Here is a 23,651-nt window from a genome sequence, read left to right as displayed (position 1 = left end):
ATGAGTAGAAAAGGCCCATAAAGCGTCCTACAACAGGATTGAGGACGTGAAATAAAGCAATATATGTCATGTTTTAAACGAAAAAACCGTGTCTACTGTGTTTTCTCATGTCAGCTAAAACACGAAAAGGATTCTTAATGCTATTAACTCTTCATATATCAGCGGCGGTTTGGGCACTTATTATTGGCACTTATCAGCTGATGACTCACAAAGGCACTAAGCGACATAAGTTTGTTGGCTGGTCTTGGATGGTGGCAATGGTCGTCGTGGCCGTTTCGTCTTTTGGGTTAAGTGGCTTTACCCCCGTTATAGGTCAATACAGCCTTTTCCATCTGTTGTCTGTCTGGATATTAGTCTGCATCGTGGCGTCTATTTTTTTTGCTCGCAAAGGAAACATAAGGCGTCATAAAAGCTTTACTACAGGGGCTTTTTTCGGACTGATCGGCGCAGGCCTTGGCACATTAGCACCAGGGCGTTTAATCCATGAATGGCTGTTCGGCTTATTTTAGATTATAAATATTATCTAATAACTCTATTGTTACTTATCTGTCATATTAACTCTGTACTCTGATTCCATACGCACTTTAAAAGCTACTGGAGACGAAAACATGAAGATGAAAGGCCAATTAGACAGCGCTCAACCGATGAAGAAGCACAAAGCTAAATCAAAAAAAAATGAGCTTAAAAAGAAGAAACAAGCCAAGTTAGAAGCGAAGAAAAGCGCCAAAGAAAAGAAGGATATTCAACCCAAAGAACAGCCATTAGCGGAAGTAATTATCTCTCCACAAACGGTTAAACGTACGCCTAAAGCACCGGTAGACAGTAAACCGAAAGCGCCACTTGAGAGCTCCCCACAAAACACACCGATAAACACGACTAGCGTTATTGAAGCCGAGTCCACCGCGTCGCTCACTCAAACTAATAGACAACGGGCGTCAAAAAGCCTCACGCCGATGGCAAAAGAAGAACAGTTAGTGACTGTAAATCAGATCATCAAACGTCTGTTATTGAATGAAGTATCGCAAGGCGCTGCGCTTCGTGAGTTGCGAGTAAAAGTCTTAGGACTAAGACAAGAGGCCTTTACCGAGTTAACAGGGGTTTCTCGTAAGACGTTGTCTGAGGTTGAAAACAACAAAGGCAACTACACTCCAGAAGTCATTAATAAGGTATTTAAGCCATTCGACCTAAAAATTGGCTTAGTGCCAACATCCAGTCAACTTTTAGTGGCTATCCTCGCCAATTAGTCCGACTCAAATCACCAGAAGCTTACGCATCGTTATGGACTAAACCCGCGATGCAAAGGCTTCCATTTGCTTGGCAAGATCAAAGTCTTTATGGGAAATACCCGACACATCGTGAGTCGTTAATTGAATTTTGACCGTACTGTACACATTAAACCATTCTGGGTGATGATCTTTCTTTTCAGCGTAAATAGCACACATACTCATAAAACCAAAAGCGTGCTGAAAATCTTTGAATTTAAAGGTTCTTGTGAGTTTTTCGTCTTCGATTAACCACGCTTTTTGTGCGCTTGCGTTTAATTGACCGAGCGCTTCTTCTATCTCATGTTGAGCGAACTTTCGATGTGTCATGATCACCTCTTGTCGTTTAAGTAAGAAAAATTGAAATACTTGTATGAGAAAGACCAGTGTAGCCCTTTCATTGCCCATTCGAAAACACCACGACAAAAAACCTCCGATGGCGTTACATCGAAGGTTTTTAAAAAGTGCTACCGCAACAATTATTTGATAGTGAAGTTTACGTCGATATTGCCACGAGTCGCGTTTGAGTATGGGCAAACCTGATGTGCGGCTTCAACCAATTGCTCTACCACGCTGGCTTCTACACCCGGAATACTCACTTCCAAATCTGCACTAATGGTAAACCCTTCGCCTTTGGTGTTTGGACCAATACCGATGATCGCGGTGACATTTACGTCATTAGGCAGTTTGATTTTCTGTTGTGTCGCCACCAATTTCAACGCACCAATGAAACAAGCCGAGTAACCTGCGGCAAAAAGTTGCTCTGGATTTGTACCTTCACCACCCGCGCCGCCTAATTCTTTTGGCGTACTGAGGGAGAGGTCCAATTTGTTATCAGAAGAAACGGAACGACCATCGCGGCCGCCAGTAGAAGTTGCTGTTGCGCTATAAATTGCTTGCATGATTGATTCCTTAATTAAGAATGATTATTGAAAAATAGTTATCGCGATAACTGTAAAGCCAAATAAAAGCTCAGTTGTTCTGAGCTGTTGTAAGTATGTTATTGCAATAACTATTACTACGCAATCATTATTTTATTAATTTTGATCTCAGTTTGACCAATTGCTCACGCAATGCCACCACTTCGTCCATATCAATCCCGCAGGCTTCAGCAACGCAGCGGTTTACTTCCAACCCTTGCTCGCGAAGCTGCTTTCCTTTTTCTGTTAACGCAATGCTTAAGCTTCTATCGTCTTCTACACCACGTAAACGCTGTACTAAACCATCTGCTTCCATGCGTTTAATCACCGGCGTAAGAGCGCCCGACTTTTGCCCAAGAGCATCGCTAATGTGTTTCAAACTAACGCCGTCTTGCTCCCATAGAATCAACATTACCGTGTATTGCGGATACGTCAGGCCAATCTGCGACAGCGGTTCTTTGTAAAACTGCGTCATCGCCAACGAAGTGGAATACAAAGCAAAACAAAGTTGGCTGTCGAGTCGTAAAGGGTTATGTGATTTCATAGGTTCTCATAAATGGTTGCGCGAACAGTTATAGCGATAATAGTTAAGCATTTTACACATTACTGCGCGTCACGACAGTAAATCAACCACCAACACGTTACTGGCGCCGCTGTCACAATCGCTATATTGATAGTGATTTCCCAGCTCAAGTCTCTATAATGCGCCTTAATCAAATACAAAACACGTCATCGAAAGGTACTCCCATGGATCAAGATACTCTTACCATTTTAAAAAAACTGATCCATAGCGATGATTTTCTAAAGGCGACGGCTCTTCCTATTGATGAAGCGCATTTTATTCAGTCCGAACACGCCAAAAAAGAGTGGGATAAAAGCAATAAATCTCGTGGGTTAGGGAAGTTTTTTCTAATTATCCTATTAGCCTGCACGATCATCCGCTTGCTTATGTTCAACCCAAAACCCCTGTTTGATCTGGTTCCGATGTATGTTTATCTGTCGGCTGTCGTCTTCATGATACTTTTATATGTCGCCATTTTATTCTTCGCCTTGGTTTTCGGGTTTAAAGTACGAAAAGCCACTCGAGTTAAAGCGTTAAAAAAACACCTCGAAGATCAAAGTCTTATTTTTCTCGACAACCTTGATCACTTTTCAGTGACCGTCATCCGAAAAACCAAAGACGATATTCAACAGGCAAAAGAAGGCAATGCAGAATCACTTTTTAATTTGTCTGAGTTCTTATTGAATGGAAAAATATTGGACGTTAATTACAAAATGGCCATTGCAATCGCTTCTGTCGCTGCGAAGTTAGGAAACAGTCGAGCCGCGCTTACTGTCGCAAAAGCTTTCAACAAGGAGCGCCATTCTGACTTTGATGACAAAGACGATATTGATAACTACCTTGATTTCAAAGAAGATCAAAACAACTATCTATTATGGCTTCAGAAAGCCGCTAGTCTGGGTTCCTACGAAGCAACAAGCAAATTGCAAACGCTCGGAAAAGAAGGGTCAGATTATATTGGAGAATGTTCCGCTGCCAGTGTGATCAAGAAAGCATTAGGGCCGATTGTTTAATAGCCACTTACACTAACAGCCGGCGCTTCACTGGGGTGGATTTCACAATCGCCGTATTGGTGTCCGCCAGTTCAGATATACTGTCTAAGATAGGATCAAGTTCGCTGATGTCCTTTAGATAAAGGCGAGCAATATAACAGTCGTCTCCCGTGACTTTGTCACATTCCACTATTTCAGCAATCGAATTAATTTGCGCTTCCAGCTCTTTCATTTTACCCGGTAATTGGCGCATACGAACAATAGCCATTAAACCGTAACCTAATGCAGCTGGATTCACTTCGACACAATAATGCGCAATCACACCACTTTCTTCGAGCCGCCTTAATCGCTCATTCACACTCGGCGCCGTCATTCCAACCGCACGAGCGAGTTCGGTAACAGGGGTTCTAGCATTATCGTAAAGTAGTTCGATTAAGCGCGTATCAATACCATCCAAATGGACGTCTTCTTTTTTAAGGTTATTTCGCATTTTTCCCTCCAATACATACAGCTATTCGCTGTATTTATCTATTTTTATACCTGCCAAAAGGCCTTATTTCGCTTTATTCTATAAACCATAAAACACTCGCCTTACAAAGAAAACATCTTTGATGAATAAAGTAAGTTAGTAAACAATCTTACAAGGAGCACATTTATGAAACAGTCGAATAGTACGATAGGCAGCATTGAGTTAACTCTCGCAATGATATTGTCTGGCACCATTGGTTACTTTGTTATCAGTTCTGAGCAATCTGTGTGGAATGTCATTTTCTTTCGCTGTGTTATTGGTGCAGTTTTTCTAGGTGGTTACGCCTATTATGCAGGATTAATCCGTCGTGAGTTTTTCCAACAAAACGCGATCTTACTGATCCTCTTAGGTGGCATTACCTTAGTTGCAAACTGGATTTTTTTGTTTGCCTCGTTTGACTACATTCCGTTTTCTATCGCCACAGTGGCGTATCACATGCAGCCATTATTTTTGGTATTGGCTGGCACGTTATTCACCAAGGACAAACTGTCTGGAAGTTTGCTGTTTTGGTTAGCTCTTGCGTTTACAGGACTTTTCTTGATCGTCGAATTAGACTTAAGCGAAATTCGGACGCTCTTCTCTACGGATTCCAACCTTGTTTCCCAAGACAGTGAACCTTCCGCACTTATTGGTTTATTACTCGCATTAGGTGCCGCCCTGCTTTATACGGTCACCACCTTAATCACAAAAAAAGTCAGCCAAATACCTTCTACTTTTGTGGCCTTGGTTCAGGTCATTGTGGGTATTATTATGCTGTTACCCTTTGTCGATTTTAAAAGCTTACCGACACAAACCAGCCAATGGATAGATCTCTTAATTCTTGGTGCTGTGTTAACCAGTTTTATGTATATCATTATGTATGACAGCTTCCAGAAACTACCTACTAACCTTATTGCCTTATTGTCCTTTATTTACCCTGTTACCGCCCTGTTTGTCGATTACTTCGCTTTTTCGAATACTATTAGCGGCTTACAAGGCGTTGGCGTATTGTTGGTTCTACTCGCTGTTTGTGCCGTAAAATTCAACTGGTCTCTGCTATCTATAAAAGCATATAAGGAAAAAGCATGAGACAAATAATAGAAGTGTTTTCAGATCAATCCGATGTTCTTGCGAGCCTCATCCGTGAAGCCAACCGTCCAGTTGCTAATAGCTTTGGCATCAACCAAAAAAACGGCGCAAAGCACCCATCCTTTTGCGAAACAGACTGGGTAAAAAAAGATTTTGAACGCGGCGAGCGCTATTTTGTTTTAACGGAAAATCAACAGCCCATTGCCTGTGTGGCGTACGAAGTTCCTACAAAGAACAATGTTGTTCGCAAGGCCTACTTGAACCGATTATCCGTTTTACCTGAACAACAAAGCAAAGGCATCGGATCCTGAGGTATCCCCACAAATTTACTCATGAATAGGCTCCTTGTTTTAGCTGCTGGACTAGTTGCCTGATGCCGTCCTGCCATTCCTTTTTTGATATCTGGAAACGAGTCATAATGGCTCGTTTCCCAAGGTAAAAGTGTGACAGAACTCTTCGCTTACGTAGAGTGTTCACTTGGAAGCGTTTTGCATAGCCTGCCAGCTCTATGACTTTACCGACTAAAACAAGCAGAAGCGCAGTGACAGTTGTAAGCAGGATTAAGTTGCTTAGCCGTTCTATCTTTGATGTATAACTCAACTCAAATCCCAAGCCGAATCGGCTGCTTTTCATATCGCGAAAACCTTCTTCAATTTGCATTCTCGTTTCATATGCTTTGACGCAACGTTTCGCAAAAAGACGGTTCACGGGAAGAGAAGACACTAATAACCAAGGTTCTTTTGCACCTCTGGCTGCGGTAAGCGAAGATAAAGAAGCACGTCTTTTACCTTTTTGATTGATGGAGTGACGCCCTTTAGGTGGGCTCTTGTAAAGAACAAACTGATTGGTGATCGGACTAGATTGACGATGTTTAAGCTATAGATGCTTAGGTTTTTGATTAGCACTAGAGAACAAAGTGGATATGCAGCGCCAAGCTTGAAGCGAGTCATCATAGTACTTACGCGGCCTTCTGACTCGTCCGACATAATCCCAGCCCTGTTTCACAACTTCATCTAACCAAGGTGTCTTAAATCCAGCATCCGTTACAATGATGGGCTTTACTTTACTTGGAAGCAGTGCTTTTAAAACGCTTAAAAATTGTCGATGTGTTTTAGGCTTTTCTTTTGTGAGCTTGTCATGCACTTCTTCATAAAGCGTAATGGATCGCCCCTCAAAAGCCGTACTGGCACGAATGAGAAAGTGTTGTCCACGAGCATCTAAATCAGACCAGTCCACGCTAATGATTGGACGCGTTTGAATCACAAAGAGTCGGCAGATATAAGCGTAAATCGATAATGCTTCGCGGTGTAAATTCGGGTTGGAGAGCAATCGGTCTGAGCGTTTAATGCGATGCTTTTCGTACGCTTTTGATTGGATGCCTCGACCAATACTAGTCACGGTGCAAAGATTGCCTTGCGCTAAGCTGAGTACACAAGCTGATAGCGCCTTGCGTCGAGTTTTATGCATATTTGGGCTGACAAATGGAAGGATTTTGTTCAGAATAGATGTCGCGTTCATGGCTCTCGTGTTTGATTGTTTTTGGCGAAATTATTGATCACCAAGGGCCATGAACGTTCCCTTATTATGTTAACTAATTGTTATTTATATCAAATTCGTGGGGATACCTCAGCATCGGATCCCAACTCGTAGCACATATTGTTACACAGGCTAAAGCCGACCAGCTCAAATTCATCAGCATTGGCGTGATCGGCGAACACACTAAATTGCAGGATTGGTACGAACAACTTGGCTTCATAAAAGGCGATACCAAACACTTTGAGCATCTGCCTTTTTCCGTCACTTATATGGTGTATGATCTTGATTAAACCTTGAATAAATAGAGCACTTTTAGCATGTCAAAAGTCACCTTAAACGGACACATTGAAGTACCAGCGGAAGATCTAGAAACCGTATTACGTGAACTACCAAATCACATCATCCTAACTCATCAAGAGTCAGGATGTTTGGTCTTCACAGTAACAAGAGATGCCAAAAACCGGCATCGATTTGATGTGTACGAGGAATTTGCCGACAAAACCGCCTTTGAGAAACACCAAGCAAGAGTTCAGGCGTCTCAATGGGGCAAAGTAACTAAGAACGTAGAGCGATTTTATACGGTTACAGGTGACTAAACTAGGATTTAGTCCAATCGAAATCCATTTGGCGAGCCGTTTTCTCTGCGAGATCTAGACTATGAAGCTTACTAACAATATGTAAGCTCATATCAATTCCTGCAGAAATACCAGCAGAAGTAATTATGTCGCCTGCATCGACCCAGCGTACATTTTCTATTACATCTAGTGTTGTAAACATTGCTTTCAGATCAGCGATATCTTCCCAGTGTGTGGTCACTCTTTGTGACTGTAGTACTTCCGCTTTCGCCAATAGAAAAGCGCCTGTGCAGACAGAAGCAACCAAGCTCGCTTTTTTAGCCTGCTGATGGATCCAATCTATTACATGCACTTTATTTATCTCTTCAGTGTGGTCACCACCTACAACGACCAACACATCAATATTCGGATGATTGTCGAAACCGTAGTCAGGAACCACTTTATAGCCAGCTCTAGCGATAATCGTTTCACCTGATTCACCAATCAAAAACACATTAAAAGGTTCATCGTTTTGGCAAACACGAGACGCCGTAGAAAACACCTCAAATGGACCAGAAAAATCCAGCACCTCTGCGTTATGGTAAAGATAAATTCCAATATTCATGAGTTTCATTCTCTCGAAAAAAATAATTATCAGTAAAGCACATAAAGTATCAGATACTCCAAAAATTTAGCAGCGAAAATATCTATACATTTTGTCCAGCTAGAGGAACCGTCAGAGCCAGTTCACGGCGACAGCCAATATCGATTTTTCGGCGATGAACTGCCCTGCAATCAGCGTTCTAATAGCCCTGTATATTTTTTCGTTTTTCTATCCATCAGGAAACCTTGTGTGTGCCATCAATTAATTTGGCTTTTTTATCAGGGCGGATTGAGGGAAGATCATCAAGCACGTTTATTCCACAAGATCACAAGGAGCTGATGATGATTTTGCACGATTTTTTACCTTCCGGTAACGGTTATAAAATTCGTTTGTTATGTGCTTTTTTAGGCTTAAAAGTCACATTAAAGGAATACGACATCACGAAGGGCGAAACACACACCGACGCTTTTTTGGCGATGAATCCAAACGGTAAAATTCCTGTTTTAGAACTGGATGATGGACAATGTTTGAGCGAAAGCAACGCGGTGCTTTTGTACTTGGCAGAAGCACATCAATCTCCGCTATTACCAAGTGATCTAATCCAAAAAGCCAAGGTGCATCAATGGTTATTTTGGGAGCAATACAGCCACGAACCAAACATTGCGTCGCCACGTTTTTGGCTGACACACAACGCCATGACAGATCTAAAAACACAAATGCTGCCAGATCGAATTCAGCAAGGTAATGTCGCGCTGCAACTCATGGATGACACCTTGTCTACACAGGATTTTTTGACTGGTAACACCCTCACGCTAGCAGACATTTGTTTGTTTCCTTACACCCATGTGGCGGAAGAAGGCGGTGCTTATGATTTATTAAATTATCCTCATGTTCAACGCTGGATTAACACCATCAAAGCACTCAATTGGTACCTTCCTATAACGCACTCTACGCTTTAATTTTTTCATGTGAAAACAATCACATGCTGTGTATTACTTCGTATATCGACGTTATCCCTATCGACTACTTTTAAAGGTGGATTTGAAGCCACCTCGTACTCTTTATCAAAGCGATTTAACTGATTTAAACAATTAACCACTTGATCAATTAACCTTTATAGGCTTACTTGCGGATTAGTAAGTCTGGTGCCATTTTATATAAAGTCGCTATTGCCTTATCCATATTTTTCGACGAAAGGCGGTTGTATAGCAAAGGAAGGCAAGTCATTTCAATATACAAGAACCGTTTAAATCAGGATTATATTATGGGTATATTTCATACGATAAGAGGACGCTACACCATTGCTTTTGGCGGGTTAGCGTTGATTTTTTTGGTCGTGGTGATCGCTGCAGAAGCACTAGTGGGTTATCTCCAAAACAGCATAGGTAAGTACGCTCACGGCACGGCCTTGGTACAAAATGCAGACAGAGACCTGTACCAATCTCGGCTGGCATTGGCCACATTTGTATTTGCAAAAGAAGTATTATCAGATTCTTCTCTTGAAGGCACTATTTTATCCAATGCTCAACACGCCCATGACCGGATGCAGCAGTTTCGCAAGCTGACTACTGACATTCCAGAGATTACGAACTTTCTCACAGATTTTGATAGCAGTTATAGCAGCTGGCATTCGCGCAGCTTAGAAATTATAGATATGGTAAAACAAGGCAACACTAATACCGCTATGATCAGTTTTGTGGGTGCCAACCAAACAGACTTTATTAATCTGAGATCCTTATATGAACATTCAGAAGAGTTAATCGCTGAACATGCTGCACATGAAAAAGAACGAATTGATCTTTTTGCCAACGAATTTAAAATTATCGTCGCCATTTTGGCGGTCATTGTACTCATCGCCAGCATATCTCTGGCGTGGTTTGCGCCTCGTAACATATCCAGAGCCATTAAACGTGTCACCCTTGGTGTACATGAGATCAGCGCGGGCGATGGTGACCTTACCCGCCGAATCAATAGCACAAAAAGAGATGAAACCGGCGAGCTAAGCCGAGAGCTAGATGGCTTTGTTGCCAAACTTGGGCGTTTAATAGGCGAAGTGAGAGTGGGTTGTGAGCACATCCGACAAGAAATGCATGGCTTAGGTGAATCTGCAACAACATCTGCTAAGTTAAGTGAGCGCCAACACCAATCTCTCGACTTTATTGTGACCGCCGTTGAAGAAATGGGAGGGGCAACTCGAGAAGTCGCACACAATGCAGCCAGCACGGTGGAAGAAGTCGAATCCCTTAGCCGCTGCGCAGACGATGGCGTCGAACAACTCAACAATTCAATTCAACAACTGGACAGCCTTGCAAATCAGATTAACAACGCAGCGTCTGTCATCAGTCAGCTATCAGAACGGTCTGATAAAATCGCCTCTGTATTGGATGTGATTCTTGGCATTTCTGAACAAACCAATTTGCTCGCGCTAAACGCAGCTATTGAGGCAGCAAGAGCGGGCGAACAAGGCCGAGGTTTTGCCGTTGTTGCTGACGAAGTTCGCGAACTAGCCAGTAAAACTCAGGCGTCTACCGAAGACATTCAAAAGATGATCAACGACCTTCAGTCCGGTGTGAGTAATGCGGTATCTGCCATCACAGATAGCGTCAACATGGCAGGTTCCAGTGTTTCTTTGTCGCAAAAAACCAAGGAATCCATTACTTTTGTTAAACAATCGGCTGGTCGTATTTACGACTTCACCGCGCAAACAGCCAGTGCGACAGAAGAACAGAGTAAGGTAACCGACCAGATTAATGAGAATCTGTCGAGTTTGTCCTCAATGTCAAAAGAAGTGCTAGAAATATCTAGACGTATCAGTCATTCAGTTCAAGAAACGTTAACCAATTCGGATGAGCTGGCCGATCAAGTAAAACGCTTTACGGTGTAACTTGGTCAAGTATTAGTTAAGCAATTAAAACCATCCGTCTATTTCTGCTAAAAACCACAATAGACCGATGTTTTTTGGGGTTTTAAGTGAAAGATTAAACGATCTAAATAGTGTGGTATCTTGCGGACTTTCCATGAATTTCGTATCCGCCAGACAATTTAAAAAAACAGTCTGCTAGCTATTTTTCCCCCAATCTTTTATTTCAAATATAAAGTCGCTTCGATAGTAAGCGTCCCAGACTATATAAAATCACAACAACAGGGATATTCAATAACAACACTAGCAAACAATTCATCGTCACGGCCAAAAAAAAAGCAAATACGGCATCCAGATAGAGACAGGTATTTCCCAACAATAAGAGGAAAAAAGAATTTTTTATCTGCATTTACCAACCCTCCTTATTTGCACAGATTAAAGATTAGTCCCTAATTTTTGAGAACTCGCGGTCTAGATCAAATTTTTTGGAAGTGACATGACGTTCCATCTCAGTAACTCGTCTCGCCGCATCATCCAATTTTTCTTTAGCGCGACGTAATCTTGAGTTCGCACTATCAGCGTACTTGAACATTTTCTTTGGTCGATAACTTTGTTGACGCTCATCGTATTCGTATTCGTACCCATCTTCTCCTTTTGGGCGAACATCCAAAAACCACCAAAGCGCGATATAAGCAATCACTACAAAACCACCAAGAAATAAAAAGCCACCAAAGGTGAAAAGCCTTACTACCCATGCATCGACATCAAAATGGTCTGCTAAGCCAGCACATACTCCACCCAAGTAATCTTTTTTCTTATTACGATATAAGTTCAAATCCCACCCATGAGACTTTTTGGCTTTGATACTTTCTTTTATTTTATCTTTCATCATTTTATTCCTCTTAACTGACTAATCTCCTGTTGCTCAACTACCCAAAGGTCATCGGTACTCATCATTGTCTCTACTACGCCAATCAGGGCTTTCCACATCTAAAATTTTTTCTAATGCTTGTACGCGATCGGTCAATTTATCAGCCTGCATTAATAAAGACTCTAATTCACGTTTATCACCTTCATCCAACCCCTTTACAGCCCGGTTCTTACTTCGGTAATGCAGCAACAACCAAATAGGCGCCACTACCGACATAAAAATGATGGTAGGGACAAACAAAAATACAGCCATACTCATAGTGCAATTCCTTTTCCTATCAACGGATACAGATTCAGCTTAGTTGGTCTTAGTCATTTGTTCTTTCAAACGAGCCAACTCATCATTGATACCGTCATCTTCCGCCAAAGCGTCAATTTGTGACTTCAAATCTGCTTTTGGTTGCATGCCGATATCCATAGATTCAAGTTGACCTTCTAAGCTATCAACACGACGCTCAAAACGTTCAAATTTATCAAAAGCATCGTCTAATGCTTCTTTATGATTCTGACGCTTCACACGCATACGACTTTCTACGCTGGATTGACGTAACAACATGCCTTTTTGCTTGGCTTTGGCATCATTTAATTTAATTTGTAACTGCCCGACTTCTTCATTCAAATGCTCAAGGTGTTCATCCAAAGCAGACAATTCTTTATCTATGGCTTCTATTTCTTTTTCTATCTGCTGCTTTTCCGACAACGCTGCTCGGGCTAGGTCTTCACGTCCTTTATTGATCGCCAGCATAGCTTTACTTTCCCACTCTTTTGCTTCGCTGCGCATACGCTCCAAACGACGTCCTGTGGTTTTACGATCAGCAATCACACGAGCAGAGCTAGAGCGCACTTCGACTAATGTCTCTTCCATTTCTTGAATCATCATTCGAATCATTTTTTTGGGGTCTTCGGCTTTATCCAGCAACGAGGTTAAGTTGCTATTAATAATGTCCGTCATTCTTGAAAAAATACCCATGGTTTTATTTCCTTTTCATATGCAATTGATGAGCTTCTACTCTTGCTATTACAGTATTCATGCCAAATTCGATAACCTTATGATTATTATGACTTTATTGTTTTATTAGCGCTATCCGATTAATTTTTAATGGTTAAACTAACCATTACTTAGTATTTTTAACCGTATAAATTTGGCAAAATAAACCAACCATATAAAGAACAAGCGACAATCTTATGAAAAACAACCAAAGAGTCATTGGTAGCTCTCAAGCTCTGGCTGATGCACTTGATCATGCCTCGATTCTGGCAGAAATTAATCGACCTATCTTGATCTGTGGTGAACGAGGCAGCGGCAAAGAGCTCATCGCAGAGCGGTTGCATTATTTATCGCCTCGTTGGGATCAGCCTTTTATTAGCATCAACTGCGCAGCCATTAGTGACAGCTTGATGGAGAGTGAATTGTTTGGTCATGACGCAGGCGCTTTTACTGGCGCCACCAAAGGATATCAAGGTCGATTCGAACGTGCAGATGGCGGCACCTTATTCCTCGATGAACTTGGCACCATGTCATTACGAGTACAAGAAAAGCTGTTACGACTCATTGAATATGGTGAGTTCGAACGCCTCGGCAGCGCTAAAACTCAACGAGTTGACGTTCGAATTGTCGCGGCAACTAACGCAAATTTACCGACCCTGAGCGAACAAGGCGAATTTCGTACAGACCTACTCGACCGTCTTACGTTTGATGTCATTCAAGTTCCGCCATTACGAGATAGAAAAGAAGACATAGAAGAATTAGCTAATTTCTTTGCCGTGAAGCTTAGCACTGAGCTGGGCTGGGAATACTTCCAAGGATTTAGCCCTAAAGCCCTAACGTCATTAAAAAATTATGATTGGCCAGGCAACATCCGAGAGCTAAAAAATGTTACTGAACGCTCGGTTTATCGCTGCGGCTTCCAAGTCGATCCCGTTGAGAAAATCGTAATCAATCCTTTTACTCGTGTAAATGAAGAAGCAAGCGACAGCCTCGCCTATAAACAAGCCCCACAGGCAAACACAATAGAATCAAAACCGTCTGGCTTTTCCCTTAATTCCTCTTTAAGCCTGAAAGAGCAGACCTTTCAACTGCAACAACACTTAATTCAGCAAGCTCTTAATGAAAATCAACACAACCAACGACTAGCCGCTCAATCACTAGGACTCACTTATGATCAATTTAGAGGTTTGCTCAAGAAGCTCAAATAACCTCTTAGTTATTTGAGCAAACCTTCTTACTCCGCTGTATTCAATTCTCACATGTGAAGGTGAAAATTCCCCCACTAACACACCTTGTTCATACCCACCCTGTTCCGTATAGTTTGCGGCGTATTTAAGTGCTTTTTTCATGCCATTCTAGTCAATAAAATAAAGAAGGATGGCACTTAATGATCGAAATGTTATATTATAACATTTACTAATCAGCGGAACCTGTTTTACCTTGAAGAGCAACGTACTTCCCCCATCCAATAGCCATCCTCACGATGACGCTGCCTACTTTTCCAGTTGCCAGCCCGCCAGCATGCAGCTGAATAACGTGGCGTGGTCGCCTTACCGTGACAAGCCTTTGCTAGAACCTGTTGATGTCATCGTCAAGGCAGGAGAGTTTGTCGCAGTGGTCGGGCCAAATGGTTCAGGAAAAACCAGTTTACTGCGCTGTCTTTATCGAGTGAACAAACCGTCGTCGGGGCAAGTATTGCTTGATGGGCAGGATATTTGGTCGCTTTCAGCGCGCCAGTGTGCACAACGTATTGCCACTGTATTGCAAGACACTGGTGCAGAATTCGGCTTAAGCGTGTTTGAAATGGCTGAAATTGGCCTAACGCCAATGTCGACCAGCTGGAAACGTTCCGCGGATGACATTCAGATTATCGAAAATGCCTTAGCACTTTTAGACGTGGGTCATCTTGCTGACCGTGCTTTTGACTCGCTATCAGGTGGTGAACGCCAGCGCGTGATGATTGCGCGCGCATTAGTGCAATGTCCGGATGTGCTGATTTTAGACGAGCCAACTAACCACCTCGATATTCGTCATCAACTCGAAGTCTTAGAGCTGCTCGCCAGCCTGCCTTGTACCGTGATTGTCTCTTTGCACGATTTATCCCTTGCTGCGGCTTACGCTGATCGTGTGCTGGTGATGAAAGCAGGTAAAATGCAGGATTTCGCGCCGCCAAGTCACGTGTTTACCGAACAACAAATTAAACAAGTTTTTGACGTGGAAACCGTCATTGACGAACACCCGATGACCCAACGACCACGATTTTCTTTTTATATCCATAAAACAAAGGATTGATTCATGCCGACTCGCGCTCACCAACACGTTCTCCCGCACAGAAAAATCGCAACACGCCTTACCTTATTATTAGGCACTGTGATGGCTGGTGCACTTCAAGCCAGTTCAACGACGGATCAGCATTATCCGATTGAAGTGCAAAGTTGTGACCGCGTTGTGACCTTTGATCATGCGCCAAAAGCCGCGGTGTCGAACGATGTAAACCTCACTGAAATGATGTTGGCGCTTAAGTTACAAGACAGCATGGTGGGGTTCACTGGTGTGTCTGGTTGGAAAACGTTAGACCCAACACTACGTAACGGCATTGGTGAACTGCCTGAATTGTCGCCTAAATACCCAAGCAAAGAAGTCTTATTAGGCGCAGACGCGGATTTCTATTTTGCAGGCTGGAATTACGGCATGCGGGTTGGCGGTGGCGTTACACCTGACACACTTGATCCTTTGGGAATCAAAGTCTACGAGCTAACTGAAAGCTGCATCCATATTATGGATAAACCTAAAGTGTCGATGAACGACCTCTATAATGATCTGCTGAATCTCGGTCGTATTTTTAATGTTGAGTCTCGTGCAAACACCTTGGTGACGGGTTATAAAAAAGAACTGGCGGACTTCCAAGCACACCTAGCCCCATTACCAACACCGACCAAGGTATTTGTCTACGATTCGGGCGAAGAGCAACCGTTTACGTCAGGCCGTTACGGCATGCCAACGGCACTGATCGAAGCCGCAGGTGGTAAAAACGTGGTGGATGACGTGAAAAAGAGCTGGACTCAAATTGGCTGGGAATCGGTGATCGACCGCGCCCCTGACGTGATTGTCATCGTCAACTACGGCGACGTGACAGCACAACAGAAAATAGATTTTTTACGCAGTAATCCAGCGTTTAGTGACATTCCAGCGGTGAAGAACAATCAATTCACCGTACTAGAATACGTCGAAGCCACGCCTGGACCACGTAACATCGAGGCAATCAAACACCTAGCTAAGGCATTTAGAGCCGCGCTATGAAATCAGTCAAAAAAGTCTCTCTGATCGCCCATGTGCCTTTACGGTTTTTATTACCGACTTTAGCGATCTTACTAATTCTGTTAATGGGCGTTGCGATTGGGGTTGGGTCTGTTTCTATTAGTCAGTCAACGGTCTGGGGGGTAATCGCACATAAGTTGTCATTGACCAATGGGTTGCCGAACTGGTCGATGGGTCGTGAAAACATCATTTGGGCCGTTCGCCTACCCAGAGTCATTCTTGCAGCGATTGTTGGCGCTGCACTGGCGATAGTCGGTGCTGCACTGCAATCAGTCACTCGCAATCCATTAGCCGACCCACATTTATTGGGCATTTCCTCTGGTGCCGCATTAGGGGCCATTATTGCCTTATTGCATACCGGCATGGTGCTGGGTGTGGTGACCGTACCTGTGTTTGCTTTTCTCGGAGCGCTGTTGGCGATGTTTTTGGTATTGGCGGTGGCAAATTTCTCCATGGCACACAATGCCGGACGTTTAATATTGGCCGGTGTCGCGGTGGCGTTTATTCTGACGGCGTTAGGCAATTTGTTTATTTTTATGGGCGATCATCGCGCATCGCACACGGTTATTTTCTGGATGCTCGGCGGATTAGGGCTCGCACAATGGGGACAGCTTTGGTTTCCTTTTTTCACCTTGTTATTCGGCGCGAGTTATCTGATCCACAAAGCCCGTTATTTAAACGCCATGACATTAGGCGATGAAACGGCCAGCACGTTAGGTGTGCCGGTACGGCGCTTTCGTCTCATCGTAATTGTGGTATGTGCATTGCTCACGGGGGCGGCGGTGGCGTTTTCGGGGGTAATTGGTTTTGTCGGTTTAATGGTGCCGCACATTGTGCGCTTGCTAGTGGGTGGCGATTACCGAAAAGTCTTACCCTTGTCCGCGTTACTTGGCGCGTTATTTTTGGTCGCAGCCGATATTATCGCTCGAATCATCATGCCACCGGAAGACATGCCAATTGGTATTTTAACGGGACTGGCTGGCGGCATCGCTTTCGTCTTTCTGATGAGACAACGCCGTAATGTCTCGTTGTGAGTAGTTTGTCGATGAAGCCACGGTGATTGTCGATGAAAGGCTCAGCCTCATTAACTGTCGTCTGTTTAAAGCCTACCCAATGAAATTGACTACATGACTTAACCGAAAGGTCTTTGCTAAAGACCTTTTTGCTTAACAATTCATTCTATAGTGTCTCACCTTTTAAAGTAGGCGCATTCAATCTCATCCAATAAAACGACAAAATACAAACAACAACAGCCCCCAATATTAACCATAAATACATACCTGAGTAGCCTGTTTTATCGAGAATTATACCGGCCGAAATAGGCACTAGTATGCGTGTAAAAGAAAACAAACTGGATTGCAAACCATAATCGCTGGCTGAAAACGCCGTACGGCTGTAGTTCATAATTAAACCAAACAAAACACCGGAAGATAACCCAAGTACAATCGAGACCCCCATTACTGCAACGATCAAACGCCAATCAGACCACGCCATAGAAACGACGATATACATTCCAAATAACGCTAAGACATTCAAAATTGAAAATAAAAACAGCACCCGATAAGGTGAAAATTGATACATAAAAAGGCTGTAAGTAAAGCTCGCCAAGGCTGCTAAAACTCCGCATAAACTGGCAATCCACGCGACATTTTCCAACCCTATTCCCATATCTAACATAACAGGTTTCAGGTACAACCAAGCAGTGCCAATAAAAGGAAAATACACCATTAAAAGAACATTCCACATACCCATATTAGGTCTCTGAAAATAGCCTTTCCACATGGTGAAAAATGACAGTGTTTTTCCAGACCGCTCATTCGCTTTCTCATCCTTAATAGGTGGAAAAACATGTCCGACGGTAACTAATAATATACCTGCTAATAGCGCCATAAAAACGAATAGATAGAAAGGCCAAGACCAACCAAGGCTCGCATACACTAACAACATCAAACCACCACCAATCACAGCAGAAAACGCTGTCACAGAAGAACGAATCACTCCAGTTTTGGATCGCTCAAGTTCAGGTAAACGTTCAATAGCTAATGCATTCACTGGAACGTCCAACCAAGAAACCACAAAAGACGTAAATAAAGCGATAATAAACAATGTTTTGAAAGTCATGGTTTCTACCTTTAATGAAGATAAAACAAACAAGCACAATAAAAAAACACAGCCCAATACAAAACTCCACTTAACATAATTGGAATACTTAAAACGAAAACGATCTATAGGTGACGCGAATAAAAATTTCAATACCACAGGTAAACCCGACATTTGAAATAATCCAATTTCCGTACCACTCCAACCTTGCTCTCGCATGATGAGAGGCAAACCGAGATACAGATAAATCGATGTAGAAGTGAGTACAAAATTGCACCACCCAATCGTGCAATGTAGGCGAAAATACGACAATTTCGTCATGCTAATTTTCTCCCAAAATGCAACCAAACAGGCGCCATTGGAAAACAAACAATCTCCTCTGTCATTATCAAATTGATGCCATGACGGTTAAGCATTTCCGGTATTTCTCCTTGCCTTGGAAGGTAGTTTCCTTTCATAACCATAGGAAGGTAAAACGGCAGCACACGTGCACAATGGTTCTTTTCAAAAGTCTGTTCAGCATGAAGGATCAATAAGATTCCGTTCGTCTTTAATAGTCTTGCTATACGCGCTATCGTGGCATCTGCATTGTCTAAAAAATGCAAAACAGAGGAACACCAAATTAAATCGAATACACCTTCTGGTTGTGTAATATTTAAATCGCCAGACTGAACTGACACGCGGCTTTGAACTCCTGCCGCAAGAATATTATCACCAGCCACTTCGACTGTTTCAGGAAAATCAAACACCACTCCCGTCGCATCAGGAAAACGTTTCGCTAATGCCAAGCTTGCCAAGCCCGGACCACCTCCTAAGTCTAAAAAATGCATTTTTTCAAGATCACTTTCAGCACACAACAAACCATCCGTTATGGAAATTACTAGATCTATAATTTTATTGAGCGCAGGAACCATTACACTTCGCTGCTCTTGAAAAATTTGAGCTTTGGCTGCATTTGCCCACAAAGGTGCCATATTAGAAGAAGGGTCAACCCCTCTATCTTGATCTGACCAATCAAGTATCTGTTCAAACTGATCAGCAAAACCCTTTAATGTTTGAAAGCGAAAAGTAATAGCCTGAGAACAGTCCAGTAATGACGATTTAACAAGATAACGTTTTGCCATTTCACTCGTCGAATATTGAGCCTTTTCTTCGACCGTTTTTTCTAAGCACCCCATGCTCCATAACAAATCCAACCAAATTTCAGTGTTTTTTGCATTCAAAGACGAAACAAAAGATTCATGATATGCAACCCCTTCCACTGTAGAAGGGGATAGCAATAAGTCGAATAATGATTTTGAAAGTGCAATTTCGAGCGCTTTAATTTTTACCTGTGCACCAGCAAGGTCCCAAAATGGCTGTAATTCATGATGTTGTAATAAAGTCATGTTGATGCTTCCTTAAAGGTCCAAGGTGAATTTCACACCGTATTCTCTTGGTGGGCTGTAAACCGTGACATAACCATTTTGATAACCTACTGCATCATATTCACGGTTATTCACATTATTCACGTAAGCGGATATTTTTGTTTTCTCTGTTATTGCGTAGTTGGTTGATAAGTTAACAACTTCGTAGCCTTTTTGTTCATACGTATTAGCAGCATCGAGATACACAGAGCGACTAGCAACAAAACTCGCCGCTGCTGAAAAACCATTTACTCCGTCATAGCGAAATGTTAAATGCCCATTCATCTCTGGCGCGAATAAATTTTGATTGCCTGAATAGTCATTACTGCCATCCACAAATTCATCAAAACGTGTTTTGTTCCATGCTACGCTTGTTTCCATGCTCCAATTTTCATTGAAGTTATAAGCAACAGAGGCTTCAACCCCCTCTGAAGTAGCTTTGGCAGCATTGGTTAAATAAATAACGCCAACACCTGGCATTGCCATGACTTGCATCTTTTTCATGTCCATATGGTAAACTGCAAGGCTATAGTTCAATTGCTTATTTAACAGCTTGCCTTTCCATCCCAACTCAACACTTTGGTTTTTTTCAGGATCATAAGACGAGTAATTTGCTGCTGCTGAAACAGTATTAAATCCGCCTGCTCGCATGCCTTCCGCATAGGTTGCGTACATCATGTGGTCGATATTGATCGAGTATTGGAGTGTTAATTGAGGCGTTAAAGCAGTCCACATTTCTGACTTTGCATCCGAGTTTGTTGGCGCAATCTTCACTTCATCATGCGATGCACGTATCCCTGTAATGAATCGAATATCAGAGCGTAATGGGACGCTCCAGTTTGTAAATAGAGCATATGAACGGCTTGTCTGTTCAGCCTTTAGTGCCGCCAATCCGAAATAATTTTTTGATGTAGTGGTTAGGTCATGATCTTGACCTTCAAGATACGCTCCAACTAACCATTCGGAGTCACCTATATTGCCTTCTAAACGAAACTCCTGTGACAAAGTTCGTAAGCGATGGTCTCGGCCAATATACAAAGCCTCAGCAGCACTAAAGTCTGTATCTTGTTGAACGTCATCTTTAAAATCGTTATACGCCGTGACTGAATTGAACAACAAGCCTGATAAAGTATTATGGGTCGCATTAACCGAAATGGTTTGACCTACGGAAGCATTGTAGCTATCGGTACCCGAGGCAACGGTTGCGCGTTCAGAAGCGCGAGCACTATTCCATAACATAGCGCCGTCATCATAGCCTTGACGACGATAGCGCAATTCAAAGTCTGTGTTTTCTGGCGCTAGCCAACGCAGACCAGCGCTAAAATTTTGATGCTCTTTATCATCTGCCTTTTCGCCTGTTGTTATATTGTCTATAAAGCCATCTTGTTCAACAAACTCACCCGATAAACTCGCATATAAGGTGTCTTCTATTAATGTCTGGCTGGTAGCGGCTTGCACAATTTTTTTATTACGACTGCCAACGCCTAGACCTAGGCGGGTTTTGTCTTCGCCATCTAAGTCTTTACTGAAAATCGAAATCACACCTACTTCAGCATTACGGCCATACACGGTTGATTGAGGTCCTCGTAATATTTCTATTCTATCCACATCAACAAATGTACTTTCAAAACCTTGCGCTGTTAACGTAGGAACACCATCGACAATCAATAATGTTGAGCTAGAAAGGGCATTGAAGTTAGCCGTTAGCCCCCTTAATACCGGAGAATTAACACCAGATTGTCCAAAAGGCTGAAAACTCAAACCTGCAAACTTACCTTCTAATTTGCTTAGACCATCAACCCCTTCGTCTTGTAATTGTTCTGCATCGTACACACTCGCGTGCACTGGCACGATAGACAAAATCTGTTCTTTCTTATTTGCTGTAACAGTCAACTCTGGTAATAAAGTTACCTCGTCTGCGGTACTCTCTTCGGCAAAAACTGAGGGAATCGTTAGGGTAAGAGCACTGGCGATAAGCGTGGTGAGAAATAATAATCGTCGTTTCATTCGTCTTTTCCTCTGTGTGATTTTTCTTTGTGACATGGAAAAAGATGATAGAATTTATTGAGATTGATTATCATTTGAATTCATATTGATTCCGTCTAAAAACGTATTCAATACGGTTATTAATATGGATCTCAGCAATAAACAAAAAAATAAAGAGAGGCGACGGAAAAAGAATGGCGTATCGAGTCAACAAAAACGTTTTATTTTCTGATGACAGTATTAATGAAGGTTGGCAGAGATCATCTATTTCAAAAAAAATAGGTGAATGCTATGTCGATCGTTTCATCCTTGAACCTGGCTTATCCATTGCTTACTCAAGCTACACACCAAACTGTGATTTAGTCGAAGAAAGCATTATCGAAAGAGGCGCTTCTACATTCAGCTTAACCTATGGATTAGAGGGTCGCTCTTGTTACCGATCAAAAAACAATGCCAGTGAAGAACTGGTATTTTCTTCTAATCACACCGCCTTGGCGACTTTCGGAAACAGTGCCGGAGAACGAATTTATAAAGCGGATCAAAAAGTTAACCAGTTACGTATTTTAATCGATGGAAGTGCTTTTGGGCGCTACAACATTCCTTTTAATTTTGATGCCGAAAAAATACCTACGCCACAACAACATTGGCATGCTAGAACTTCTAACCACACTCAACATTATATAAAACGCCTAATGCAGTTAGCGATGAGTAATCATACAGAACGCCCGTTAGAGAAGAATATTTTAGTGTTCACTTTACTCAGTGAACAACTGTCCTTATTAGAAAGAAAATCAAACGAGCAGCCACACAGCCAAACTGTCAGTGATCAAGGCGAACACAAAGTTATGCTAGCAAAACAATTTATGATTCAAAATATGAGTCAACCACTAACACTGACATACATTGGGCAGCAGGTAGGATTAAGTGAAAGTAAACTCAAATCGGGGTTCAGAACCATCTACCAAACCAGCCCTTATAAAATGTTGCTAGAAATTCGTATGAACAAGGCATGGGAGCTACTTGAGTCGGGTTATCAGGTTGCCCAAACAGCCTACGCTGTCGGTTATGAATACCCCTCAAATTTTAGCGCTGCATTCAGCCGATTTTATGGACGAATGCCTAAATCTTTATTTTCACTACAATATTAAATAGATCATTTTCTATTATCGTACGCGTTATCTGAAATTTTTTTTCAAAATGCAAAAAAACATTATGTAAATCAGACGAATCGATTTATAACCAGCATTTGTCTCTTATTTATTGTTGAAACCTATTCACATGCCTAGTGATGACTTTATCGATCTACTCAAACAGCTCACTCGTGCCCTAGTGTTGCTGGTACGGAACATTCATTTTTCCGTGTATTGCGGCGCAAACTGGAAGAGCGAGCAGCAAAAATCACTTGGTACGAAGGTTGGTTAGCGGTGATTATCACTCGGATCATCATGCCACCGGAAGACATACCAATTGGTATTTTAACGGGACTGGCCGGCAGCATCGCTTTTGTCTTTCTAATGAGATAACGCCGTAACGTGTCGTTGTGATGAATCAATAATTAGATATTTTCAATATCATCTGTTTTATACGTTTTCGATAGAATCGTATAAAACATTACATATTCATTTTAAAGAATAGATCGCCAAAGCCCCATATAAAAGTACCTGTCATCAACAATGACACTTCGAGCACGCCAAGCTGAAATCTGACATTAATGGTGAGTTCATCCATTTTTTCTTCAAATTTTCCTTTTATCGAATCGATTTCTTTGTCTATGTATTCTTGCGGTGCTTTAAATTTTCTCAGTTTTATTTTTGCACGAGACAGTTCAATTTTATGCTGAATATTCAATCTATCAATCAACACTCTTTCTTGTATGATGCCACTGATACTTGACCAAACACCGATCAAAACGATCAAACAACCACTTCGCGTTAGCCATTCAAGCTGTAAAAAATTTTCTTCGGTCAAATAAAATCCTACATAAATTAAAATAAAGGAGATTGACCAAGAAAATAAAACCTGTCTTATTCTTATTT

Annotated in this window: 28 protein-coding genes; 14 read left to right on the top strand and 14 right to left on the bottom strand. The window is 42.1% G+C overall.

From position 1 onward, the window contains the following. The first annotated feature begins 137 nt into the window (after nt 1–137). Together M3I01_RS00585 and M3I01_RS00580 are read left to right on the top strand one after the other, a co-directional pair. Entirely contained in the window at nt 138–509 is a 372-nt protein-coding gene (locus tag M3I01_RS00585; protein WP_255893595.1) for a DUF2306 domain-containing protein, read from the top strand. A 99-nt stretch (nt 510–608) separates the two neighbouring features. After that, entirely contained in the window at nt 609–1,244 is a 636-nt protein-coding gene (locus tag M3I01_RS00580; protein ID WP_275564854.1) for a helix-turn-helix transcriptional regulator, read from the top strand. A gap of 39 nt (nt 1,245–1,283) precedes the next feature. Here the strand turns inward: M3I01_RS00580 and M3I01_RS00575 are convergent, their stop codons facing one another. From M3I01_RS00575 to M3I01_RS00565, 3 genes are all read right to left on the bottom strand, one after another. Further along, complete coding sequence (locus M3I01_RS00575; RefSeq protein ID WP_255893593.1) at nt 1,284–1,592, bottom strand: 4a-hydroxytetrahydrobiopterin dehydratase; 309 nt, start codon at nt 1,590–1,592, stop codon at nt 1,284–1,286. Nucleotides 1,593–1,741: 149 nt separating this feature from the next. Further along, a complete protein-coding gene (locus M3I01_RS00570; RefSeq protein ID WP_255893591.1) occupies nt 1,742–2,164 on the bottom strand; it encodes an organic hydroperoxide resistance protein in 423 nt (140 codons plus the stop codon). Nucleotides 2,165–2,291: 127 nt separating this feature from the next. Beyond that, the gene (locus M3I01_RS00565) at nt 2,292–2,726 is read right to left on the bottom strand and encodes a MarR family winged helix-turn-helix transcriptional regulator (protein ID WP_255893590.1); all 435 of its coding nucleotides are present in this window, start codon (nt 2,724–2,726) and stop codon (nt 2,292–2,294) included. A 203-nt stretch (nt 2,727–2,929) separates the two neighbouring features. Here M3I01_RS00565 and M3I01_RS00560 point away from each other — a divergent pair, with 203 nt between their 5' ends. Next, nucleotides 2,930–3,757: a hypothetical protein gene (locus M3I01_RS00560; protein ID WP_255893589.1), complete on the top strand. Its 828-nt coding sequence runs from the start codon at nt 2,930–2,932 to the stop codon at nt 3,755–3,757. A gap of 7 nt (nt 3,758–3,764) precedes the next feature. Here M3I01_RS00560 and M3I01_RS00555 read toward each other — a convergent pair whose 3' ends face one another. Then, nucleotides 3,765–4,226, bottom strand: coding sequence for an Lrp/AsnC family transcriptional regulator (locus tag M3I01_RS00555; protein ID WP_255893588.1), 462 nt, complete (start codon nt 4,224–4,226; stop codon nt 3,765–3,767). Between the two features lie 165 nt (nt 4,227–4,391). Between M3I01_RS00555 and M3I01_RS00550 the strand changes: the two genes are divergently transcribed. After that, nucleotides 4,392–5,333, top strand: coding sequence for a DMT family transporter (locus tag M3I01_RS00550; protein ID WP_255893587.1), 942 nt, complete (start codon nt 4,392–4,394; stop codon nt 5,331–5,333). Beyond that, nucleotides 5,330–5,644: a GNAT family N-acetyltransferase gene (locus M3I01_RS00545; protein WP_255893586.1), complete on the top strand. Its 315-nt coding sequence runs from the start codon at nt 5,330–5,332 to the stop codon at nt 5,642–5,644. The genes M3I01_RS00550 and M3I01_RS00545 overlap by 4 nt, the downstream gene beginning before the upstream one ends. A 19-nt stretch (nt 5,645–5,663) precedes the next feature. On the opposite strand, the gene M3I01_RS18510 is transcribed toward M3I01_RS00545, so the two are convergent. Together M3I01_RS18510 and M3I01_RS18505 are read right to left on the bottom strand one after the other, a co-directional pair. Continuing rightward, nucleotides 5,664–5,993: a hypothetical protein gene (locus M3I01_RS18510; protein ID WP_394358955.1), complete on the bottom strand. Its 330-nt coding sequence runs from the start codon at nt 5,991–5,993 to the stop codon at nt 5,664–5,666. 216 nt (nt 5,994–6,209) lie between these two features. Next, nucleotides 6,210–6,851: an IS4 family transposase gene (locus M3I01_RS18505; protein ID WP_394358954.1), complete on the bottom strand. Its 642-nt coding sequence runs from the start codon at nt 6,849–6,851 to the stop codon at nt 6,210–6,212. Nucleotides 6,852–7,186: 335 nt separating this feature from the next. Here M3I01_RS18505 and M3I01_RS00535 point away from each other — a divergent pair, with 335 nt between their 5' ends. Then, on the top strand, nt 7,187–7,465 hold the full coding sequence (locus M3I01_RS00535) for a putative quinol monooxygenase (RefSeq protein ID WP_255893585.1): 279 nt from the start codon (nt 7,187–7,189) through the stop codon (nt 7,463–7,465). A 1-nt stretch (nt 7,466) separates the two neighbouring features. On the opposite strand, the gene M3I01_RS00530 is transcribed toward M3I01_RS00535, so the two are convergent. Continuing rightward, a complete protein-coding gene (locus M3I01_RS00530; RefSeq protein WP_255893584.1) occupies nt 7,467–8,048 on the bottom strand; it encodes a DJ-1/PfpI family protein in 582 nt (193 codons plus the stop codon). A 230-nt stretch (nt 8,049–8,278) separates the two neighbouring features. Here M3I01_RS00530 and M3I01_RS00525 point away from each other — a divergent pair, with 230 nt between their 5' ends. Beyond that, nucleotides 8,279–8,986, top strand: a complete 708-nt coding sequence (locus M3I01_RS00525) for a glutathione S-transferase family protein (protein WP_255893583.1) — start codon at nt 8,279–8,281, stop codon at nt 8,984–8,986. 305 nt (nt 8,987–9,291) lie between these two features. Next, nucleotides 9,292–10,911 (top strand): methyl-accepting chemotaxis protein, encoded by a 1,620-nt coding sequence (locus tag M3I01_RS00520; RefSeq protein WP_255893581.1) that lies wholly within the window; start codon nt 9,292–9,294, stop codon nt 10,909–10,911. Between the two features lie 418 nt (nt 10,912–11,329). Here the strand turns inward: M3I01_RS00520 and M3I01_RS00515 are convergent, their stop codons facing one another. Genes M3I01_RS00515 through pspA form a run of 3 tightly spaced genes read right to left on the bottom strand, consistent with a single transcriptional unit; the run spans nt 11,330 to nt 12,787 of the window. Next, the gene (locus tag M3I01_RS00515; protein WP_255893580.1) at nt 11,330–11,779 is read right to left on the bottom strand and encodes a PspC domain-containing protein; all 450 of its coding nucleotides are present in this window, start codon (nt 11,777–11,779) and stop codon (nt 11,330–11,332) included. Between the two features lie 48 nt (nt 11,780–11,827). Continuing rightward, nucleotides 11,828–12,076 (bottom strand): envelope stress response membrane protein PspB, encoded by a 249-nt coding sequence (pspB, locus tag M3I01_RS00510; RefSeq protein WP_072838742.1) that lies wholly within the window; start codon nt 12,074–12,076, stop codon nt 11,828–11,830. A 39-nt stretch (nt 12,077–12,115) separates the two neighbouring features. Beyond that, entirely contained in the window at nt 12,116–12,787 is a 672-nt protein-coding gene (gene pspA, locus M3I01_RS00505) for a phage shock protein PspA (protein ID WP_255893579.1), read from the bottom strand. A 215-nt stretch (nt 12,788–13,002) separates the two neighbouring features. Here pspA and pspF point away from each other — a divergent pair, with 215 nt between their 5' ends. The 4 genes from pspF to M3I01_RS00485 all read left to right on the top strand — a co-directional run bounded on the left by pspF (nt 13,003) and on the right by M3I01_RS00485 (nt 17,157). Then, nucleotides 13,003–14,013 carry a phage shock protein operon transcriptional activator gene (gene pspF / locus M3I01_RS00500; RefSeq protein WP_255893578.1) on the top strand — a complete coding sequence of 337 codons (1,011 nt, stop codon included), beginning with the start codon at nt 13,003–13,005 and terminating at the stop codon, nt 14,011–14,013. Nucleotides 14,014–14,245: 232 nt separating this feature from the next. After that, nucleotides 14,246–15,097 carry an ABC transporter ATP-binding protein gene (locus tag M3I01_RS00495; RefSeq protein WP_255893576.1) on the top strand — a complete coding sequence of 284 codons (852 nt, stop codon included), beginning with the start codon at nt 14,246–14,248 and terminating at the stop codon, nt 15,095–15,097. A 3-nt stretch (nt 15,098–15,100) separates the two neighbouring features. Beyond that, nucleotides 15,101–16,105 carry an ABC transporter substrate-binding protein gene (locus tag M3I01_RS00490; protein ID WP_255893575.1) on the top strand — a complete coding sequence of 335 codons (1,005 nt, stop codon included), beginning with the start codon at nt 15,101–15,103 and terminating at the stop codon, nt 16,103–16,105. Next, nucleotides 16,102–17,157 carry a FecCD family ABC transporter permease gene (locus M3I01_RS00485; RefSeq protein ID WP_255893574.1) on the top strand — a complete coding sequence of 352 codons (1,056 nt, stop codon included), beginning with the start codon at nt 16,102–16,104 and terminating at the stop codon, nt 17,155–17,157. Before M3I01_RS00490 ends, M3I01_RS00485 begins: the two co-directional genes overlap by 4 nt. 145 nt (nt 17,158–17,302) lie before the next feature. Here M3I01_RS00485 and M3I01_RS00480 read toward each other — a convergent pair whose 3' ends face one another. The 3 genes from M3I01_RS00480 to M3I01_RS00470 are packed head-to-tail and all read right to left on the bottom strand — an operon-like array spanning nt 17,303 to nt 21,636. Then, complete coding sequence (locus M3I01_RS00480; RefSeq protein WP_255893572.1) at nt 17,303–18,544, bottom strand: MFS transporter; 1,242 nt, start codon at nt 18,542–18,544, stop codon at nt 17,303–17,305. Next, on the bottom strand, nt 18,541–19,611 hold the full coding sequence (locus M3I01_RS00475; RefSeq protein WP_255893571.1) for a class I SAM-dependent methyltransferase: 1,071 nt from the start codon (nt 19,609–19,611) through the stop codon (nt 18,541–18,543). Before M3I01_RS00475 ends, M3I01_RS00480 begins: the two co-directional genes overlap by 4 nt. A gap of 12 nt (nt 19,612–19,623) precedes the next feature. Further along, entirely contained in the window at nt 19,624–21,636 is a 2,013-nt protein-coding gene (locus M3I01_RS00470) for a TonB-dependent receptor (protein WP_255893570.1), read from the bottom strand. A 173-nt stretch (nt 21,637–21,809) separates the two neighbouring features. Here M3I01_RS00470 and M3I01_RS00465 point away from each other — a divergent pair, with 173 nt between their 5' ends. Both M3I01_RS00465 and M3I01_RS00460 read left to right on the top strand, forming a co-directional pair. Next, on the top strand, nt 21,810–22,763 hold the full coding sequence (locus tag M3I01_RS00465; RefSeq protein WP_255893569.1) for a helix-turn-helix domain-containing protein: 954 nt from the start codon (nt 21,810–21,812) through the stop codon (nt 22,761–22,763). Between the two features lie 216 nt (nt 22,764–22,979). Beyond that, a complete protein-coding gene (locus M3I01_RS00460) occupies nt 22,980–23,138 on the top strand; it encodes a hypothetical protein (RefSeq protein ID WP_255893568.1) in 159 nt (52 codons plus the stop codon). A gap of 88 nt (nt 23,139–23,226) precedes the next feature. Here the strand turns inward: M3I01_RS00460 and M3I01_RS00455 are convergent, their stop codons facing one another. Next, nucleotides 23,227–23,583: a hypothetical protein gene (locus M3I01_RS00455; protein ID WP_255893567.1), complete on the bottom strand. Its 357-nt coding sequence runs from the start codon at nt 23,581–23,583 to the stop codon at nt 23,227–23,229. Nucleotides 23,584–23,651: the final 68 nt, after the last annotated feature.

The sequence above is a fragment of the Marinomonas maritima genome, assembly GCF_024435075.2.
Lineage (GTDB): Bacteria > Pseudomonadota > Gammaproteobacteria > Pseudomonadales > Marinomonadaceae > Marinomonas > Marinomonas maritima.
Note: the sequence above shows the minus strand (reverse complement) of the source record. Positions and strands in the feature narration are given on the sequence as shown.

What these genes read in the sequence shown, in the direction of transcription:
- M3I01_RS00585 (WP_255893595.1), top strand. Translation starts at nt 138, where the DNA reads ATGCTATTAACTCTTCATATATCAGCGGCGGTTTGGGCACTTATTATT.
- M3I01_RS00580 (WP_275564854.1), top strand. Translation starts at nt 609, where the DNA reads ATGAAGATGAAAGGCCAATTAGACAGCGCTCAACCGATGAAGAAGCAC.
- M3I01_RS00575 (WP_255893593.1), bottom strand. Translation starts at nt 1,592, where the DNA reads ATGACACATCGAAAGTTCGCTCAACATGAGATAGAAGAAGCGCTCGGT.
- M3I01_RS00570 (WP_255893591.1), bottom strand. Translation starts at nt 2,164, where the DNA reads ATGCAAGCAATTTATAGCGCAACAGCAACTTCTACTGGCGGCCGCGAT.
- M3I01_RS00565 (WP_255893590.1), bottom strand. Translation starts at nt 2,726, where the DNA reads ATGAAATCACATAACCCTTTACGACTCGACAGCCAACTTTGTTTTGCT.
- M3I01_RS00560 (WP_255893589.1), top strand. Translation starts at nt 2,930, where the DNA reads ATGGATCAAGATACTCTTACCATTTTAAAAAAACTGATCCATAGCGAT.
- M3I01_RS00555 (WP_255893588.1), bottom strand. Translation starts at nt 4,226, where the DNA reads ATGCGAAATAACCTTAAAAAAGAAGACGTCCATTTGGATGGTATTGAT.
- M3I01_RS00550 (WP_255893587.1), top strand. Translation starts at nt 4,392, where the DNA reads ATGAAACAGTCGAATAGTACGATAGGCAGCATTGAGTTAACTCTCGCA.
- M3I01_RS00545 (WP_255893586.1), top strand. Translation starts at nt 5,330, where the DNA reads ATGAGACAAATAATAGAAGTGTTTTCAGATCAATCCGATGTTCTTGCG.
- M3I01_RS18510 (WP_394358955.1), bottom strand. Translation starts at nt 5,993, where the DNA reads ATGCAAATTGAAGAAGGTTTTCGCGATATGAAAAGCAGCCGATTCGGC.
- M3I01_RS18505 (WP_394358954.1), bottom strand. Translation starts at nt 6,851, where the DNA reads ATGAACGCGACATCTATTCTGAACAAAATCCTTCCATTTGTCAGCCCA.
- M3I01_RS00535 (WP_255893585.1), top strand. Translation starts at nt 7,187, where the DNA reads ATGTCAAAAGTCACCTTAAACGGACACATTGAAGTACCAGCGGAAGAT.
- M3I01_RS00530 (WP_255893584.1), bottom strand. Translation starts at nt 8,048, where the DNA reads ATGAATATTGGAATTTATCTTTACCATAACGCAGAGGTGCTGGATTTT.
- M3I01_RS00520 (WP_255893581.1), top strand. Translation starts at nt 9,292, where the DNA reads ATGGGTATATTTCATACGATAAGAGGACGCTACACCATTGCTTTTGGC.
- M3I01_RS00515 (WP_255893580.1), bottom strand. Translation starts at nt 11,779, where the DNA reads ATGATGAAAGATAAAATAAAAGAAAGTATCAAAGCCAAAAAGTCTCAT.
- pspB (WP_072838742.1), bottom strand. Translation starts at nt 12,076, where the DNA reads ATGAGTATGGCTGTATTTTTGTTTGTCCCTACCATCATTTTTATGTCG.
- pspA (WP_255893579.1), bottom strand. Translation starts at nt 12,787, where the DNA reads ATGGGTATTTTTTCAAGAATGACGGACATTATTAATAGCAACTTAACC.
- pspF (WP_255893578.1), top strand. Translation starts at nt 13,003, where the DNA reads ATGAAAAACAACCAAAGAGTCATTGGTAGCTCTCAAGCTCTGGCTGAT.
- M3I01_RS00490 (WP_255893575.1), top strand. Translation starts at nt 15,101, where the DNA reads ATGCCGACTCGCGCTCACCAACACGTTCTCCCGCACAGAAAAATCGCA.
- M3I01_RS00485 (WP_255893574.1), top strand. Translation starts at nt 16,102, where the DNA reads ATGAAATCAGTCAAAAAAGTCTCTCTGATCGCCCATGTGCCTTTACGG.
- M3I01_RS00480 (WP_255893572.1), bottom strand. Translation starts at nt 18,544, where the DNA reads ATGACGAAATTGTCGTATTTTCGCCTACATTGCACGATTGGGTGGTGC.
- M3I01_RS00475 (WP_255893571.1), bottom strand. Translation starts at nt 19,611, where the DNA reads ATGACTTTATTACAACATCATGAATTACAGCCATTTTGGGACCTTGCT.
- M3I01_RS00470 (WP_255893570.1), bottom strand. Translation starts at nt 21,636, where the DNA reads ATGAAACGACGATTATTATTTCTCACCACGCTTATCGCCAGTGCTCTT.
- M3I01_RS00465 (WP_255893569.1), top strand. Translation starts at nt 21,810, where the DNA reads ATGGCGTATCGAGTCAACAAAAACGTTTTATTTTCTGATGACAGTATT.